General features: G+C 65.7%; 15 protein-coding genes. 4 read left to right on the top strand and 11 right to left on the bottom strand.

Going from position 1 to position 16,586, the window contains the following annotated elements; genetic code table 11:
• Nucleotides 1-48 precede the first annotated feature (48 nt).
• From ftsL to IV501_RS08890, 4 genes are all read right to left on the bottom strand, one after another.
• The gene (gene ftsL / locus IV501_RS08905) at nt 49-684 is read right to left on the bottom strand and encodes a cell division protein FtsL (RefSeq protein ID WP_200556377.1); all 636 of its coding nucleotides are present in this window, start codon (nt 682-684) and stop codon (nt 49-51) included.
• A complete protein-coding gene (gene rsmH, locus IV501_RS08900; RefSeq protein WP_200556375.1) occupies nt 681-1,652 on the bottom strand; it encodes a 16S rRNA (cytosine(1402)-N(4))-methyltransferase RsmH in 972 nt (323 codons plus the stop codon). The genes ftsL and rsmH overlap by 4 nt, the downstream gene beginning before the upstream one ends.
• Nucleotides 1,653-1,755: 103 nt before the next feature.
• Complete coding sequence (gene mraZ / locus IV501_RS08895; protein ID WP_200556373.1) at nt 1,756-2,187, bottom strand: division/cell wall cluster transcriptional repressor MraZ; 432 nt, start codon at nt 2,185-2,187, stop codon at nt 1,756-1,758.
• Nucleotides 2,188-2,438: 251 nt separating this feature from the next.
• The gene (locus tag IV501_RS08890) at nt 2,439-2,819 is read right to left on the bottom strand and encodes an SCO2097 family morphological protein (protein ID WP_200556371.1); all 381 of its coding nucleotides are present in this window, start codon (nt 2,817-2,819) and stop codon (nt 2,439-2,441) included.
• Nucleotides 2,820-2,896: 77 nt separating this feature from the next.
• Between IV501_RS08890 and IV501_RS08885 the strand changes: the two genes are divergently transcribed.
• Nucleotides 2,897-4,030 (top strand): polyprenyl synthetase family protein, encoded by a 1,134-nt coding sequence (locus IV501_RS08885; RefSeq protein WP_200556369.1) that lies wholly within the window; start codon nt 2,897-2,899, stop codon nt 4,028-4,030.
• Nucleotides 4,031-4,089: 59 nt separating this feature from the next.
• Here IV501_RS08885 and IV501_RS08880 read toward each other — a convergent pair whose 3' ends face one another.
• Nucleotides 4,090-4,431, bottom strand: coding sequence for an Rv2175c family DNA-binding protein (locus tag IV501_RS08880; protein ID WP_200556367.1), 342 nt, complete (start codon nt 4,429-4,431; stop codon nt 4,090-4,092).
• Nucleotides 4,432-4,622: 191 nt separating this feature from the next.
• Here IV501_RS08880 and IV501_RS08875 point away from each other — a divergent pair, with 191 nt between their 5' ends.
• Together IV501_RS08875 and pknB are read left to right on the top strand one after the other, a co-directional pair.
• The gene (locus tag IV501_RS08875; RefSeq protein ID WP_200556365.1) at nt 4,623-5,780 is read left to right on the top strand and encodes a muramidase family protein; all 1,158 of its coding nucleotides are present in this window, start codon (nt 4,623-4,625) and stop codon (nt 5,778-5,780) included.
• A gap of 201 nt (nt 5,781-5,981) precedes the next feature.
• Complete coding sequence (gene pknB / locus IV501_RS08870) at nt 5,982-7,946, top strand: Stk1 family PASTA domain-containing Ser/Thr kinase (RefSeq protein ID WP_200556364.1); 1,965 nt, start codon at nt 5,982-5,984, stop codon at nt 7,944-7,946.
• Nucleotides 7,947-8,109: 163 nt separating this feature from the next.
• Here the strand turns inward: pknB and IV501_RS08865 are convergent, their stop codons facing one another.
• From IV501_RS08865 to IV501_RS08855, 3 genes are all read right to left on the bottom strand, one after another.
• Nucleotides 8,110-9,438, bottom strand: coding sequence for a class II 3-deoxy-7-phosphoheptulonate synthase (locus IV501_RS08865; RefSeq protein ID WP_200556415.1), 1,329 nt, complete (start codon nt 9,436-9,438; stop codon nt 8,110-8,112).
• 134 nt (nt 9,439-9,572) lie between these two features.
• Complete coding sequence (locus IV501_RS08860; protein ID WP_200556362.1) at nt 9,573-10,262, bottom strand: lysophospholipid acyltransferase family protein; 690 nt, start codon at nt 10,260-10,262, stop codon at nt 9,573-9,575.
• 39 nt (nt 10,263-10,301) lie between these two features.
• Nucleotides 10,302-11,249, bottom strand: a complete 948-nt coding sequence (locus IV501_RS08855; RefSeq protein ID WP_200556414.1) for an ROK family glucokinase — start codon at nt 11,247-11,249, stop codon at nt 10,302-10,304.
• Between the two features lie 158 nt (nt 11,250-11,407).
• Here IV501_RS08855 and IV501_RS08850 point away from each other — a divergent pair, with 158 nt between their 5' ends.
• A complete protein-coding gene (locus IV501_RS08850) occupies nt 11,408-13,234 on the top strand; it encodes an AMP-dependent synthetase/ligase (RefSeq protein ID WP_200556360.1) in 1,827 nt (608 codons plus the stop codon).
• Nucleotides 13,235-13,312: 78 nt separating this feature from the next.
• Here the strand turns inward: IV501_RS08850 and def are convergent, their stop codons facing one another.
• Genes def through IV501_RS08835 form a run of 3 tightly spaced genes read right to left on the bottom strand, consistent with a single transcriptional unit; the run spans nt 13,313 to nt 16,546 of the window.
• Nucleotides 13,313-13,801 carry a peptide deformylase gene (gene def, locus IV501_RS08845; RefSeq protein WP_200556358.1) on the bottom strand — a complete coding sequence of 163 codons (489 nt, stop codon included), beginning with the start codon at nt 13,799-13,801 and terminating at the stop codon, nt 13,313-13,315.
• Nucleotides 13,798-15,234: a mycothione reductase gene (locus IV501_RS08840; RefSeq protein ID WP_200556356.1), complete on the bottom strand. Its 1,437-nt coding sequence runs from the start codon at nt 15,232-15,234 to the stop codon at nt 13,798-13,800. The genes def and IV501_RS08840 overlap by 4 nt, the downstream gene beginning before the upstream one ends.
• Nucleotides 15,227-16,546: a MinD/ParA family ATP-binding protein gene (locus IV501_RS08835; protein WP_200556354.1), complete on the bottom strand. Its 1,320-nt coding sequence runs from the start codon at nt 16,544-16,546 to the stop codon at nt 15,227-15,229. The genes IV501_RS08840 and IV501_RS08835 overlap by 8 nt, the downstream gene beginning before the upstream one ends.
• Between the last annotated feature and the right edge of the window lie 40 nt (nt 16,547-16,586).

Genomic DNA, 16,586 nt, shown 5'->3' with positions numbered 1-16,586 from the left:
GTCAGTGCCGCCTAATACTGCTTGGTGCTGTCTAGTCGGCCTGCGCTGCTAATGGGTCTGCGGCGCGGGGATTCCCCCCGCCTCGGACGCTACCGCTCCGGCCGTCGTCCCGTCGCCAGGCGCGCCCGGTGTCACCGCGGTCGCCGGGACCGGCGTTGCGGAATCAGGAATGGTGCCCGGCGCGGGGGTCTTCGCCGTCGCCTCCTGCTGCGCGAGCAGCTCGGGGGTGAGTAGGGCATTGGTGACGGTCGATCCGCTACTCGGGTCGACGCCGGCGGTACCCTCGGCCGCGGTGGGCGAACTGAGAATTTTGCCATCGGAGAGCCGCAGCCATCCCTCACCGTTCACGTTGCCGACCATTCCGAGCGCGCTGGCCCGCCCGGCGAGGTTCTGGGGCGACTCCAGGATGCGCTGGCGTTCGCTCAGCGTCTGCTGATCCCGAACGAGCTCCTTCTGCGAACTCTGCAGCGACGCGATCTGATAGGCACCGTCGGACAGCACGATGCTGATCAGCAGCTGAGCCACCAGGATCAGGAAAAGTCCGGCCACCCCGACCAGGGCGTAGACGATGCGCGGTCGGGCTCGACGCTGGCTTCGCGTCGAGACGATCTCGATGTGACGGGGATGCTCGACGACCTCGTGAGGGGCGACGAAGGGCAGGTCATAAGCCAGGGTGTCGGTCATCCTGCCCTCCTAGTTCTCTCTGCGGCGCGAAGCCGTACCGGGGTAGCCCGCGGGTTCTTGGCGCGCTCGTCGTCTGTCGCGAGTTCAGCGCCACGGACCAGGAGCGTCAGCTCCGGACGGTGCTCGGGGAGCTCGATCGGCAGGCCGGCCGGGGCGGTCGAGCTGGATGCTGCCACCAGCGCGCGCTTGACGATCCGGTCTTCGAGCGACTGGTAGGCCAGCACCACGATGCGGCCGCCGATCTCGAGACGATCGATCGCCGCCGGGATGGCCCTCTGCAACACCGCGAGCTCCTGGTTGACCTCGATGCGGAGGGCCTGGAACACCCGCTTGGCCGGATGCCCGTTGCGCTGGATTGCAACCGGAGTCGCCGCCGTCAGGATCGCGACCAGCTGGGCGGAGCTGGTCAGCGGTTCGACCTGGCGAGCCTCGACGATCTTCTTCGCGTAGCGCTGAGCAAGACGCTCCTCGCCGTACTCCCAGAAGATGCGTCGCAGTTCGTTCTCGCTGTACTCGGCGAGGATGACCTCGGCGGTGAGCGGGGACGTGGCGTCCATGCGCATGTCGAGCGGGGCATCCTTCGAATAGGAGAAACCGCGTTCGACCCGGTCGAGCTGAAGCGAGGAGACGCCGAGATCGAAGAGGATGCCCGACACCTCGTCGACGCCGAGACCGTCGAGGGCCTCGTCGAAGCGGTCGTAGACGGTGTGCACCAGGTTCACCCGGTCGCCGAAGCGGGCGAGTCGCTCCCCCGCGATGGCGAGGGCGTCGGTGTCGCGGTCGAGACCGACCAGGGTCAGACCAGGGAAGCGGTCGAGGAACGCTTCGGAGTGGCCGGCCATACCGAGCGTCGCGTCGACGAGTACAGCTCCCGGCTTCTCGAGCGCGGGGGCGAGCAGCTCGATCGAGCGCTCGAGCATCACCGGGGTGTGGATCTGCTTTCCGGAGGAATCGATGTGTTCTGCCATGAGCTACACCGGGCCTGTCCCTTTCGTCTGATCCCCATCCGGTCCGACCTGCTGCCGGGGAAGTGGCTGCAGGGTGAACGGCTGGGAGTCAGGCGCAAGGGCACTAGAAGAGCCCGGGGATCACCTCCTCGGTGGTCTCGGCGAACGCGCTTTCCTGTTCGGCGTAATAGGTATTCCAGGCTTCGGTGTCCCAGATCTCGGCACGGTTACCCGCCCCGATCACGGTGAGCTCGCGCCCCAGCCCCGCGTACGCACGCAGCGCGGCGGGGATGGTGACACGGTGCTGGCTGTCTGGCACTTCCGCGTTGGCGCCGGAGAGGAACAGACGCAGGTAGTCGCGCGCCTGCTTGCTCGTCACCGGTGCCTGACGGATGCGGTCGTGCAGTTCCTCGAATTCCCGCGTGGAGAAGACATAAAGGCACCGCTCCTGACCCCGGGTCATCACCAGTCCGGACTCCAACTCGCCCCAGAACTTGGCGGGCAGGATGACGCGGCCTTTGTCGTCGAGCTTGGGGGCGTACGTACCAAGGAACATGCGCCTCCCCCCTCAAACTCCGGCCCGGATTCAGGATGACTCCACTTTACTCCACTTTCCCCCACAAAATCGAGAGATTGCCCCGATTTGGGGTCAGGGCGCGTCGATATTCCCCGCCGTTACTGGACTCTGCATGGTGGAGGAGGGTGGAGGAAAAATCTAAGAAATGGAGCGGACGGGACACAATTAGGGCAAAGAAAAAGGGCCGACCTCGTGGTCGACCCTTTTACTGACGGTGGTGAGTGCTTGGTTTACTGCCCGTGATCGTCTTGGCGCTTGTCCCAGCGCTCGTTGAGACGGTCCATGAACCCGGGCTTCGCCGATGCGGACGAGCGCTCGTGTGGCAGGTCATCTGGCCCGGCCATGCCCCGACGACGCGGGAAGGTGAAGGCGAGGAGCACACCGACGAACATCACGATGAATCCCGCGATGCCGAGAATGGGAAGACTTATCGCTACCCCGGTGACGATGACCGCGATGCCGACGAGTGCAATGAGCACACCGAGCACCACCATGCGATAACTGGTGCGCCCTTGGCGCTTGCCCACGGCAGCGACGAAGTCGGCGTCGTTGTGATAGAGACTGCGCTCCATCTCTTCCAGGAGGCGTTGTTCCTGTTCGGAAAGCGGCACTGTGACGCTCCTCTTGTTCGAAACCGACTATTGCTAACTCTCAAGTGTATGCATCGGCGGCTCGCTAGGCTAGGAGCGTGGCTGAGAGTACCCGGTTAGTTGACCTTGTTCAGGCTGGACTTGATGCCTTTCTCGATGATCGAGAGCCGATGCTGCTCTCGGTCTCCCCTGATCTAGCTCCGTTCATCGATTACACCCGTGACCTGTTGCAGGGCGGCAAGCGCTTTCGCGCGCTGTTTTGCTACTGGGGGTGGCAGGCGGTCAGCGGCGTTCGCACCGAGGATCGTCTCGACTTCGATCCCATCGCCGACCCGACGTCGTCCGACGACCTCCACGCGGTAGTGCTCGCGGCCAGCGCGCTGGAGATCTTCCACGCCGCGGCTCTCGTGCATGACGACATCATGGACAACTCCGACACCAGGCGTGGACGCCCTGCCGCGCATCGACGGTTCGAGACCCTGCATTACGACAGCCGCTGGTCGGGAAGCCCTCGCGGCTTCGGACAGTCAGCAGCCCTGCTGCTCGGCGACCTGTTGCTGGGCTGGAGCGACGAACTGTTCGACTCCGGCATCCAACTGTTGGCGGCTCCGGATGTCCGTGACGCGGCCCGCACGGAGTTCAACACCATGCGCACGCAGGTGACGGTCGGGCAGTACCTCGACATCCTCGAGGAGCGAGCGTGGAACAGCTTCCCCGAGGGAGATCAGCTCTCCCGAGCGCACCGGGTGATCGTCTACAAGTCGGCGAAATACAGCATCGAGGCACCGCTGGCGATCGGAGCCCTGCTCGGCGGAGCGAGCCCATCTCAGGTGACGGCACTGCGCGACTTCGGCCTGCCGCTCGGCATCGCCTTCCAACTCCGCGACGACCTGCTCGGCGTCTTCGGAGATCCAGAGACCACCGGCAAACCGGCCGGCGACGATCTGCGAGAGGGCAAGCGCACGGTATTGATCGCCATAGCCCGAGCAGCGCTGCCCGCCAATGCGTCGAGCCTCCTCGACGAGCTGCTCGGCGACGCCGAGCTGAGCGTTCAGCAGGTACGGATGCTGCAGGCCTCAATCCGCGACTGCGGTGCCGTGGACGAGGTGGAACGGGTGATCGAGCACAACGTGCGCGTTGCCCTCGCCGCCATCGAGGATGCCCCGATCAGTGCGGCTGCGAAGCGTCAGCTCGTGCAGCTGGCCGACACCGTCGCCCAACGGGTGTCCTGACCCGGCGCGACCTGACTCGGCGCGACCTGGCCCGGCGTGTGCTGGCCCGGCGGAACTTCCTAGAAGCCGAGCGCCTGGGCTACGCGACGCACCTCGGCTTTGCGACCGGCGCGCAGGGCGTCGATCGGCGGCGCGCCGAGACTCTCTTCTTCCGAGAGCAACCAGCGCATCGCTTCCTCATCGGTAAACCCGGCATCGTGGAGCACCAGCACAGTGCCGCGAAGCTCGACCAGTGGTTCGCCGTCGCGGAGGAACACCTCGGGCACCTTCCAGACGCCGTCGATTTTGGCGGCAAGCAAGGAGTGGTCCTCGATGAGGCGACGAACCTTGCTGACGCCGATTCCAAGGATGTCGACCAGGTCGGGAATGGAGAGCCAGGCAGTTTCCGAAGCAGTAGTCACCCCATCAGTCTTTCAGAATTCGCTGTGGGTGCAGCGCACCACGCGGCGATCGGCGCCACAACCACCTCAGATCATCACAGCTTGCACACCAGTAACACCTGTCCCTTTAATTGACAGGCATCATCAACTGTGTCAGCGTTATGGCACAGCAGTAACTACGCCTGCGGGGGCCGGCAGTGAGCGGGAAACTAATGAACAACTCGGAACAGCGCGCGCGCAAAGAATCTCAGACCGCGCGCGAACGCGTGGGACGCAGTCTTTTCGCGACGATTCCGATCGTGGTCGCTGGGTCGATGGCGGTGGGGCTCGGGCTCACCGGACCGATCCACCCGGTGTCGCCGAAGCGCACCGAGAAGCCGAAGACCACGCCCGGCGAACTCGCCAAGACGGTTCGCCATGCCTTCGCGGGCGCGAGCAAAACCGCACTGACGCCCTCGACCGAGCAGACCTCGGTCGCCGCGCCCAGCACTGCGGCAGCCCCGACCACGTACACCGTGGCTGCCGGCGACTCCGTCAGCAGCATCGCCGGCCGCTTCGGCCTGGCAACGGCATCCGTTCTCGCCCTCAACGGCCTCGGCTGGAAGTCGGTGATCTTTCCGGGTCAGGTACTCAGGCTCAGCGCCTCCGGGGCGGTCCCCGTCGTCGCACGGCCCACGCCCCCCGCGCCGAGCGCTGGCGCGATCGGTGGCCGATACACGATTCAGAAGGGTGACACGATCGGGCACATCGCGGCCCGTTACGGAACGAGCACCCAGGCAATCCTCACGGCCAATGGCCTGAGCCTGTCCAGCATCATCTACCCGGGCCAGTCCATCGCGATTCCCGGATCAACGGCCGCCGCGGTGAGCTCGACCCCCATTCTGAACTCGACGCCCGCCGTCAGCATCACCCCCGCCCCGGCCCCGGGCCCAGCCCTGCCGACCAGCACCGCACCGGTCGTCGCTCTGAGCGCCGAGATGGCGGCGAACGCACGCACGATCATCAGCGTCGGTCGATCGCTCGGGGTTCCGGACTACGGAATCGTCATCGGTCTGGCCGCAGCGCTGCAGGAATCTGGTCTCCGCAACCTCCACTACGGCGACCGCGACTCCCTCGGCCTGTTCCAGCAGCGTCCAAGTACCGGTTGGGGAACCCCGGCCCAGGTGACCGATCCGACCTACTCGGCCCGGCTGTTCTTCGGCGGCAAGACCAATCCGAACCGCGGCAAGACCAATGGCCTGCTCGACATCGCGAACTGGCAGACCAAGACCGTCACGCAGGCAGCACAGGCAGTGCAGCGTTCGGCCTACCCGGACGCCTACGCGAAGTGGGAGAGCACGGCACGCGCCGCTCTCTCCCAGCTGCGCTAGGGACGCGGCCGACCCGCACGGGACCGATTCGGACGCCGCCATATGCCCTCGCACCTCACCGTGCGAATCCCTACCGTGCGTCTCCGTGCTGAGCGGATGGCGCGCCCTCGCGCATCACTTTCCGATCACAACTTGAGGTCCATCCCGCGCCGCACGGTGTTTTGGCCGGGCCTTCAGCCCCGCCAACTTTAGAATCATGCGGTGGCCACCCAAAGCACCGACCCCCTGATCGGACGTCTCATCGACGGCCGCTATCAGGTGCGTTCGCGCATTGCTCGGGGTGGCATGGCGACGGTGTATCTGGCGACCGATCTGCGCCTCGAGCGCCGGGTAGCAATCAAGGTCATGCACGGCCACCTCGCTGACGATTCGCAGTACAAAGCACGGTTCATCCAGGAAGCTCGTTCGGCGGCTCGACTCGCGCATCCCAACGTGGTCAACGTCTACGACCAGGGTCAAGACGGCGAGACCGCCTACCTCGTGATGGAGTACCTGCCCGGCATAACGCTGCGTGACCTGCTGCAAGAGCACAAGGTGCTTACTACCGTGCAGGCCATGGACATCATGGAGGCCATCCTCGCCGGGCTCGCCGCAGCTCACAAGAACGGCATAGTGCACCGCGATCTCAAGCCCGAGAACGTGCTGCTGGCCGATGACGGTCGCATCAAGATCGGCGACTTCGGGCTCGCTCGCGCCGCGACCGCGAACACCGCGACCGGCAACGCGTTGCTCGGAACGATCGCCTATCTCTCCCCCGAGCTCGTCACCCGCGGAGTGGCCGACACCCGCAGCGACATCTACGCCGTCGGCATCATGCTCTACGAGATGTTGGCCGGCGAACAGCCGTTCAAGGGCGAACAAGCCTTTCAGATCGCTCACCAGCACGCCAACGACACCGTGCCGACGCCCAGCACGAAGAATGGCAAGGTGCCGGCCGAGCTCGACGAGCTCGTGCTCTGGGCGACGGCGCGCGACCCGGACCAGCGCCCGCGTGACGCCCGCGTGATGCTGGAGCAGTTGCACGAGACCGAGGCGCTTCTGCGCAGCGACGATCCGGCCACGGCCGCGACATCCGTTCACCGCACCACCGTCATGCCCACCGCCCTGGCCGGAACCGGGCCGACCGCAGAGACGCAGATTCTCGGCGGCGCGAAGCAGCCGAACAAGGGACGTCACCGCACCGGTCCGATCGTGGCCGAATCGGTGACGGCTCTGGCCGCCACGAGCGAGAAGCGACGCTCACGGGGTTGGTGGTTGTTCGGTCTGGTGATCCTGCTCGCCGCACTGGCGGGTGGCACCGGCTGGTACTTCGGTCCGGGCCCCGGCGGCCAGGTCACCGTCCCCGAGCTGAGCGGACAGACTCGCGAGCAGGCGACGGCCCAGCTCCAGCAGCTCGGACTCGGCGTCGACCCGCAGGTCGGGTCGACCCCCTCGATCACGGTAAACAGCGGACTGGTCGCCGACACCAACCCCGGCTCTGGCTCGCACGTCGTGCGCGACGGTCGGGTGAAGCTGCTCATCTCCAGTGGACCGAAAATCCTGACGGTGCCCGCCCTTGCTGGACAGACCGAGCAGGCCGCGAAAGACGCGATCACGAGCGGCAAGTTCAGCTACGACGCGAAGGACTCGACCCGGCAGTTCGACGCGACGGTGCCGAAGGGCACCGTGATCGCCGCGCACGGAACCGGTGACCTTGATCTGTCTCAGGGCGGCCAGTACGGCCAGAAGCAGCCGATCTCGCTGGTGGTATCCGTCGGCGCTGTGCCGGATGTGGCAGGCAAGCCACTCGCGAATGCCCAGGCCGCGCTCAAGGAGGTCGACCTCACAGGCTCGACGGGCCGACAGGACTACAGCGACACGGTCGACAAGGGCAACGTGATCGCAATCGACGTGCCGAGCGGCACTGTGCTCAAGCCGGGCGATTCCGTCAGCCTCATCGTGTCGAACGGGCCCGAGCCGGTCGCCGTACCGAACGTGATCGGCAATACCTGGGCGGTCGCGCAGAAGACCCTCAAAGACGCCGGATTCAGCATCAAGTTCGCGAACCCGATCAGCCAGTTCCTCTCGGCGGCGCCACTCAACGCCACCGTCAAGTCGATCAGCCCCGGAGCCGGCCAGACCGTCGACAAGGGCTCCGAGATCACGGTCGCCCTCCAGGCTGGCTAGCCCTCCGGCCAATCCTCGCCTGACCCTTCCGCGCGACTGCCTTTATTCAGGAGCTCGCGTGACGCGTGTGACAGGAGTGACGGATGTTCGCCAGTCCCGCACCACAGATCACTACCGCCCCACGACCTCCTGAATAACGCCCTCCTGAATGAGGGCGAGCGGGCTACTCCGCGCCGAGCTCCTCGGCCACGAGGAAGGCCAGCTCGAGCGACTGCATGTGGTTGAGGCGCGGATCGCAGAGCGACTCGTAGCGTGTCGCGAGGGTCGCTTCGTCGATGTGCTCCGACCCACCCAGGCATTCGGTCACGTCGTCACCGGTGAGCTCGATGTGGATGCCGCCGGGGTGCGTTCCCGCGTCACGATGGGCGGCGAAGAACCCCTTCACCTCGTCGACCACATCGTCGAAGCGGCGCGTCTTGTAGCCGTTCGGCGTGGTCAGGCCGTTGCCGTGCATCGGGTCGGTGACCCAGAGCGGCGTCGCATCGAAACCCTTGATCGCCTCGAGAAGCGGAGGTAGGGCATCCCGCACCTTCGACGCGCCCATGCGCGTGATGAAGGTGAGTCGACCCGGCTCGCGGTCGGGATCGAGCTTGTCGATCAACCGCTCCATTACGTCGGGCGTCGTGCTCGGACCGAGCTTCACGCCGATGGGATTGCGGATGCGCGACATGTAGTCGACGTGCGCTCCGTCAAGATCGCGGGTGCGCTCCCCCACCCAGAGGAAGTGGGCGGAGGTGTTCACGGGCTCGCCGTTGCGAGAGTCGATGCGCGTCATCGGCCGTTCGTAGTCCATGAGCAGACCCTCGTGGCTGGTGTAGAACTCGACCCGCTTCAGCTCGTCGAAGTCGGCCCCTGCCGCCTCCATGAACTTGATCGCCTTGTCGATGTCGTGCGCCATCTGCTCGTAGCGTGCGTTCGCCGGGTTGCGGGCGAAGCCCTGGTTCCAGCGGTGCACCTCACGTAGGTCGGCGAAACCACCCTGCGTGAACGCGCGCACCAGATTGATGGTGGATGCGGAGGTGTGGTACCCCTGCACAAGCCGGCGGGGGTCGGCCGCGCGCGACTCCGGAGTGAAGTCGTACCCGTTCACGATGTCGCCGCGGTAGGCAGGCAGCGTGACGCCGCCACGGGTCTCGGTGTCGCTGGAACGCGGCTTGGCGAACTGCCCGGCCATGCGCCCCATCTTGATGACGGGCGTGGACGCGCCGTAGGTGAGAACGACAGCCATCTGCAGAATCGTCTTCACCCGGTTGCGGATGGCGTCGGCGGTCGCCCCGGCGAAGGTCTCGGCGCAGTCGCCTCCCTGCAGCAGGAATGCGTCGCCGCGCGCGGCCGACGCCAGGCGCTCGCGCAGCACGTCGATCTCGCCGGCGAAGACCAGCGGCGGAAGACCCGCGATCTCGTCGGATGCGGCCGTGACGGCCCCGGCATCCGCCCACTGGGGCTGCTGCTTGATCGGAAGCGTGCGCCAATAGTCGAGACCGGCCGTCACAGAAGGATCTGGCAGTACGACGGTCTCGTCATCTTGGCTCTGGAGCACGGGAATATTCCTTTGGTGCGCTGTGGTGGAGCAGGCGGGACCCGCGAAAGGCGGGATCGCCAGTTTATCGGGTGGGCGACGGCTGGTTACCGAGTGCGCGACTTCTGGCGTTCCTTGACCGAAGACGCGTACACGTCCACGTATTCCTGGGAGCTGAGACGGTCGAGTTCGTACATGATCTCGTCGGTTATGGAGCGCAGGATGAAGCGGTCGCCCTCCATGCCCTCGAACCGGGAGAAGTCGAGCGGTTCGCCGATGATGATGCCGATGCGGCGGATCTTGGGGAACTTCGCGCCGATCGGCATTACCTGATCGGTATGGACCATGGCCACGGGCACCACCGGCACGCGCCCCTCGAGGATCATTCGGGCGACGCCGGTGCGCCCGCGGTACAGCTTGCCGTCGGGGCTGCGCGTGCCCTCCGGATAGATGCCGAGCATGTCGCCCCGAGCGAGCACGCCGAGGCCGGTCTGCAGCGAGGCCTCCGAGGCCTTTCCGCCCGAACGGTCGATGGGCAGCATGCCGGTTCCTTTCAGGAAGTTCTTGACGAACCAACCCTGAGGCCCGCGAGCGGTGTAGTAGTCGCTCTTCGCGAGAAAACTGATCCGTCGGTCGAGGTACAGCGGCAAGAAGATGGAGTCCACGAAGGAGAGGTGGTTGCTGGCCAGGATGACGCCGCCGGTCTTCGGCACGTTGTCGTGACCGAGCACCCAGGGCCGAAAGATCGCCGTCAGGAGCGGGCCAGCAACGAGATTCTTCATGAACCAGTAGAACATTCAGGCCTGCCTTCGAGAGCGTTCGCTCAGGTTATAGCGTCAGCGCGCGTTGTAGTGCAGGCGCGCGAGATCGGCAGCCCCGACCACACCGGCGTCGTTGACCAGCTGGGCGATGGTGAACACCGGCTCCGGGTGGTACCCACGGGCGGGAAGATTGGCCACATAGGCCTCGCGAATGGGATCGAGGAGCAGATCCCCGGCCACGGCGACGCCACCGCCGATCACGAACATCTGCGGGTCGAGCACCGCGCTCAGCGAGGCACAGGCCTGGCCGATCCAGCCGCCGAGCTCGCGCAGGGCCTGGATGGCTCCGGAGTCACCCGCGACGATCAGGTCGGCCACATCTGGCCCGCTGAGCGCGCCCTTGCGTGCCCGGACGTTGGCCAGCTGAAGGCCGATGCCGCCGACATCCGCTATCTCGTTCGCCATGCGCAGTAGTGCGCGGCCCGAGCCGTATTGCTCGATGCAGCCGCGTGCGCCGCACCCGCAGGGCAGGCCGTCGGGGACGACGCGCATGTGCCCCAGCTCCGCACCCGCACCGAAGCCGCCGCGGAATAGCCGGCCCTGGTTGACGATCGCGCCGCCGACACCGGTACCGATGGTGAGCATCGTCATGTCACCGACGTTCTGCCCGGCGCCGAAGCGGTATTCCGCCCAGCCGGCCGCGTTGGCGTCGTTGTCGATAGTGATGGCCAGGTCGAGGCGGGACAAAAGGCGCTCGCGCAACGGCTCGTGTCGCCAGCTGATGTTGGGGGTGTAGTAGACGACCGACTGCGCCGCGTCGATGAACCCGGGGGCCGCGACTCCCGCAGCCGCCACGTCGTAACCGACGGCGAGACGCTCGATCATGCCAACGACAGCGTCGATGATCGCCTCGGAGTCACCGCTCGGGGTGGGGAGGCGATCCTCCGCCACGATCTCGCCGGCCTCGGTGACCACAGCGCCGGCGATCTTCGTTCCCCCGATGTCGATTCCTATAGCGTGCACAGACGTCGACCTCTTCTTGTTCGTGGGAAAGCGCACATGACCAGCCGCCACGCGGCATGCACCTTTAGAGTTTAGACAACCGTGCGGGCCATCGCCACGCACACCGGTCCCCGCCAGAGGGTGGACGGACTGGAACAACCGGTACCGAAGGAGTTGCCGTGCAACAATACGACGCACCCGCCGTGGTCGAGGCCGACCCGACAGCCAACGTGACCGACCTGCTTCTCGAGCGGGTTCGACTCACTCCCGATCGACCGCTCTTCTCCCTCCCCACCGCAAACGGTGGCTGGCAGGACGTGACTGCGGCACAATTTCACTCCCAGGTGATCGCCCTCGCCAAGGGGCTGGTGAACGCAGGTATCCAGCCCGGCGACAAGATCGGCCTGATGTGCAAGACCCGGTATGAGTGGAGCCTTCTCGACTTCGCCACCTGGTTCGCCGGGGCGGTTTTGGTACCGGTTTACGAGACCTCCTCGCCCAGCCAGATCCACTGGGATCTCAGCGACTCCGGAGCCATCGCGATGGTCACTGAGACCGCCGAGCAGTTCTCGCGCTTCGATGAGATCCGCGCCGATCTCCCTCTGGTCGGCCAGGCCTGGCAGATCGATCTGGGCGATCTCGCTAAGCTCGCCGCCGCGGGAACGGATGTCGCGGACGACGAGATCGAACGTCGCCGCGTGATCGCCCAGGGCTCCGACCTCGCCACCCTGATCTACACCGCGGGAACCACCGGCCGCCCGAAGGGCGTCGTGCTCACGCACTCCAACTTCGTGGAGTTGGTTCGCAACTCGTCACATCGACTGCCGGAGATCGTCAACGACGATTCCAGCACCCTGCTGTTCATCACCATGGCGCACGTCTTCGCGCGGTTCATCTCGGTGCTCAACATCTACGGCGGTGTCAAGACCGGTCACCAGTCCGACACCAAGCAGCTGCTCCCGGCGATGGCATCGTTTCAGCCCACCTTCCTCCTCGCCGTGCCGCGGGTGTTCGAGAAGGTCTACAACTCGTCTGAGCAGAAGGCGGAAGCCGGCGGCCGCGGCCGCATCTTCCGCAAGGCCGCCGAGGTCGCCATCGCGCACTCGAAGGCGCTCGACGCCGGCTCGGTGCCGTTCGGTCTCAGCATCCAATTCGCCGTGCTCGACCGTCTCGTGCTGTCGAAGATCCGCGCCGCGATGGGCGGCAAGGTGAAGTACGCGGTGTCTGGGTCTGCCCCCCTCGGCCTCCGCCTCGGCCACTTCTACCGCAGCCTCGGCATCACGATCATGGAGGGCTACGGCCTCACCGAGACCACCGCTCCGGTGTCGGTCAACCCGCCCTCGAACTTCAAGATCGGAACCGTCGGACCACCGCTGCCCGGCATGTCCGTGCGGATCGCCGACGACGGCGAGATACAGGTGAAGGGCGTCGACGTCTTCGACGGCTACTGGAAAAACCCGGAAGAGACCGCGAAGGTCTTCGACGGTGAATGGTTTAAAACCGGCGACATCGGTCAGCTCGACGACGATGGATTCCTCACGATCACCGGTCGCAAGAAGGAGATCATCGTGACCGCGGGCGGCAAGAACGTCTCGCCAGCTCAACTCGAAGACCCGATCCGCGCCAACCCGATCATCGGCCAGGTGGTCGTCGTGGGTGAGCAGAAGCCATTCATCTCGGCGCTGATCACCCTCGACGAGGAGATGCTGCCGGTATGGCTCAACAACAATGGCGAGGACGCGACTCAGAGCATCAGCGAGGCCTCGCGCAATCCCAAGGTGCTCGATGAGATCCAACGAGCGGTGGATGCCGCGAACGCGACGGTCTCGCGTGCAGAGTCGATCCGCAAGTTCGTCGTCCTCACCGAAGATCTGACCGAGGCGAGCGGACACCTCACGCCGAAGCTCAGCATCAAGCGCAACGTCATCCTCAAAGATTTCTCGCAGGTCATCGAAGAGATGTATAGCGGCGCAACGGCGACGGAGGGCATCTCTACGGTCGGTTAGCTCGCGATCGGTCAGCCAGCACTCACCAACGAGAACAGCCCGGCTCGCGTGAGCCGGGCTGTCGTCGGTTGCTGGAAATCAGAACCAGGGTGCTGACCGGATGGCTGCCATCGCTTCACGTCTGGCCGGCTTCTCTAGTCCGTCGATGAAGAGTTTTCCATCGAGGTGGTCGGTCTCGTGCTGCAGCGCCTGCGCCATGACGCCCGTGCCCTCGAGTTCGATTGGGTCGCCGTTCAGGTCGACGCCGGTTACTCGCGCGTATGGGTAGCGCAAGCGCTGAAAGTAGAACCCCGGAATGGAGAGACAACCCTCGTCGACCAGTTCCGGCTCGCCGGAGACTTCGACGAGTTGGGGGTTGATCACATAACCGATCTCACCGTCGACGTTGTAGCTGAATACCCGCTGGTTCACGCCGATCTGGGGCGCGGCGACGCCAGCGCGGCCGGCGACCTTCACGGAGTCCAGCAGGTCTTCGACCAGGCCGGCCACGTCGTCCGTCGGCCGCACCGGGTCGGACACGGTCTTGAGCACCGGGTCCCCGAAGATGCGGATCTGGCGTTCGGTCATGGCTTCTCTCCTCCGTTGATCTGTTCTGCATGTCTCTTCTGTACTACGAGCTTCTCGGCGTCCAGCAGCGCATTTTCGACGACCTCGCTGGCGGCGGGATGCGGCCAGTACATCGAGCGCGCGAGTCCCGTCACCGGGATGCCGTGGCTGGCCGCGAACACCAGCACCTGAATCAGGATGCTCGCCTCCGGTCCGATGAGGTGCGCGCCGAGAATCATCCCGGTCTCGCCGTCCACCACCAGCTTGCAGAAGCTCGTGGTGTCTTCCAGCGCCCACCCCCAGGCGGTGGTGCCGTAGGCGCGGGTCGCGACCACGGCATCCGGAGCTTCGGCCTCGGTCAACCCGAAATAGGCCACCTGCGGGCTGCTGAAAATCGCCGCCGGGATCGGGCCCGGGTCGCCGCCGATCAGGTCGTGTGGCTGCAGCAGGTTGTGCTTGACGACGCGCGCCTCGTGATTGGCGACGTGTTTGAGCTGCCACTCCGAGGAGACATCGCCGAGCCCGTAGATGCCATCGACGGGCGTGCCACCGGCGAGAGCGCGTTGCTCGGCGTCGACGACGAGTCGCCCGTCGGAATGCACGTCGAAGCCCGCGTCGCCGAGTCCCAGCGTGTCGGAATTCGGGATGCGGCCGATCGCCGAGAGCACCAGATCGGTCGAGAACCGCTCGCCCGAGTCGAGGGTGATGCGCAGATCCTCATCGATCGAGGCTACGGAGGCACCGGTGACCACCCGCCACCGGGCACGGGCCAGCTCGGTGAAGCGCTCGGCGATGTCCGAATCGAGCCGATCGAGAGCATTCTCGGCGCGGACCACCTGCGTGACCTGCACCCCGTAGGCCGAGAAGACGTGGGCGAACTCGGCCGCGACCGCACCTCCGCCGACGATCACCATCGACGCGGGGAGCTGCTCGATGCGCATGATCGAATCGGAATCATGGATGGCCGGGTTGCGAACGCCCTCCGCGGCCGGCAGCGGCCGCGGCCGGGAGCCGGCGGCGATCACGATACGCGGCGCGCGAAGGCGAACCCCGCTCGCGCCGACCAGCTCGTGCTGATCGACGAAGTGAAACCGTTCCCGGAAGACGGTGACGTTCGGGATCTTCTGGTCGCGGTTGCGGAAGCCGGCCTCGCTCAGCTGATCGATCCGACCGAACACCCGGTCTCGGATCGCCGCCCAGTCGACCTGCGCGGTCGGCACCCGGAGCCCGAGGCCGTCACTGCGCAGGGCGTCGGCCGCGACATCCGCCACATGAACGAACATCTTGGTGGGGATGCAGCCGGCATTGAGGCAGGTTCCGCCGAAATGCTCGCCGTCGTCGATCAGTGCAATGGTCAGGTGCGAGAGATCGCGACCGATGATCGAGTTGCCCGAACCGCCGCCGATGATGATGAGGTCGAAGTCCAGCGACTCCGCCTGTGCCAGCTCAGGCACCCTGGCGTACGGGCAGGCCGTCCATGACGAGGGCCGCGAGCTCGCGGGCCGAGGCTCGGGTGAGTGGCTTGAGCGTGGCGTAGTCGATCACGGAGCCGGCAGCAAGCTGCGGGTCGTACGGGATGCGCACGATCTCGCGCACCCGGGACTTGAAGTGCGCCTCGATCTCCTCGAGCTTCACCAGGTTGGTGCCCTGCGTCGCGGTGTTGATCGCCACGACGGCGTTCTTCACCAGATCGCCGTATCCGTTTGCTTCGAGCCAGGTGAGGGTCTCGGAGGCGAGCCGGGCTTCGTCGACCGAGCCGCCGGAGACGATGACGACCGAGTCTGCGCGCTGCAGGGTCGCGCGCATCACCGAGTGCACGATGCCGGTGCCACAGTCGGTCAGTACGAGCGAGTAGAACCTTGCGGCCAGGTCGGCGACGACGTTGTAGTCGTTCTCGTCGAACGCCTCGGAGAGCAGCGGGTCGGTATCGGAGGCGAGGATGTCGAGTCGCGTGTCATCGCGGGACACCATCGTGGAGAAATCGTTGAAGCTGGTGATCGTCGGGGCGAGAGTCACGATGTCCCGCACGGTCGAGCGAGTCTGCTTGTTCACCCGCTCGCTCAGTGTTCCGCGATCGGGGTTGGCATCGACGGCGATCACCCGGTCTTCTCGGGCGTCTGCCAGTGCCATCCCCAACAGCGCGGTCACGGTGGTCTTGCCGACGCCGCCTTTGCGGGTGAGCACCGGCACGAAGCGGGCACCGCCGACGAATTGCTTGTCGATGCGGGCCTCGAGCTCTTTGCGCGCGCGCACCTTGGGCGAATCCCCGCGATTCACCAGGTGGAAGGTGACCGCGTAGACGAACGCATTCCAACCGCCCTCTGGCGCGGTGCGACGCTTGTGGTTCTTCTCGATCAGACGGTCAGCGGTGAGCATCGACGCGGTCTCGGGGGTGGTCGAGACTTCACCGTCGCGACGGTTTCGACGGGTGTAATTCTTTCCGTCGCTCTCGGGAAGCGGCACGATCACCGACTCTTCCGAGACCACGGAAATGGATGTCGTCGCCGGCTGCACGACATCGATGGACGTCGTCGTCGGCTGCGTCACCTCTACCGCGCCCGGGTTCACCGGAATCTCGACGATCGCCACGGCGAGCTCGTCCTCCGGGGCCGCATGAACGGTGGTCGGCAAACTGATCGCGATACTCAGGCTCTCGGGCAGGCTCGCGGCGAGGTCGCCGGAGGATGCATCGACGAGTTCGCCGGTGCTGCCGTCATGGACACCGGCACCGTCCGACTCGTTCGTGCCGTTCCGTTTGATCGCCATGCTCGGGTAGCCCTTCGTAAAGTGTCAACCCTCTACATTA

The organism is Lacisediminihabitans changchengi (assembly GCF_016634425.1).
Taxonomy (GTDB): domain Bacteria; phylum Actinomycetota; class Actinomycetes; order Actinomycetales; family Microbacteriaceae; genus Lacisediminihabitans; species Lacisediminihabitans changchengi.
Note: the sequence above shows the minus strand (reverse complement) of the source record. Positions and strands in the feature narration are given on the sequence as shown.

Excerpts from the sequence above, each read along its gene's own strand:
- IV501_RS08860 (WP_200556362.1), bottom strand. The coding sequence starts at position 10,262 with ATGTTCTACTGGTTCATGAAGAATCTCGTTGCTGGCCCGCTCCTGACG.
- IV501_RS08875 (WP_200556365.1), top strand. The coding sequence starts at position 4,623 with ATGAACAACTCGGAACAGCGCGCGCGCAAAGAATCTCAGACCGCGCGC.
- IV501_RS08835 (WP_200556354.1), bottom strand. The coding sequence starts at position 16,546 with ATGGCGATCAAACGGAACGGCACGAACGAGTCGGACGGTGCCGGTGTC.
- mraZ (WP_200556373.1), bottom strand. The coding sequence starts at position 2,187 with ATGTTCCTTGGTACGTACGCCCCCAAGCTCGACGACAAAGGCCGCGTC.
- def (WP_200556358.1), bottom strand. The coding sequence starts at position 13,801 with ATGACCGAACGCCAGATCCGCATCTTCGGGGACCCGGTGCTCAAGACC.
- rsmH (WP_200556375.1), bottom strand. The coding sequence starts at position 1,652 with ATGGCAGAACACATCGATTCCTCCGGAAAGCAGATCCACACCCCGGTG.
- ftsL (WP_200556377.1), bottom strand. The coding sequence starts at position 684 with ATGACCGACACCCTGGCTTATGACCTGCCCTTCGTCGCCCCTCACGAG.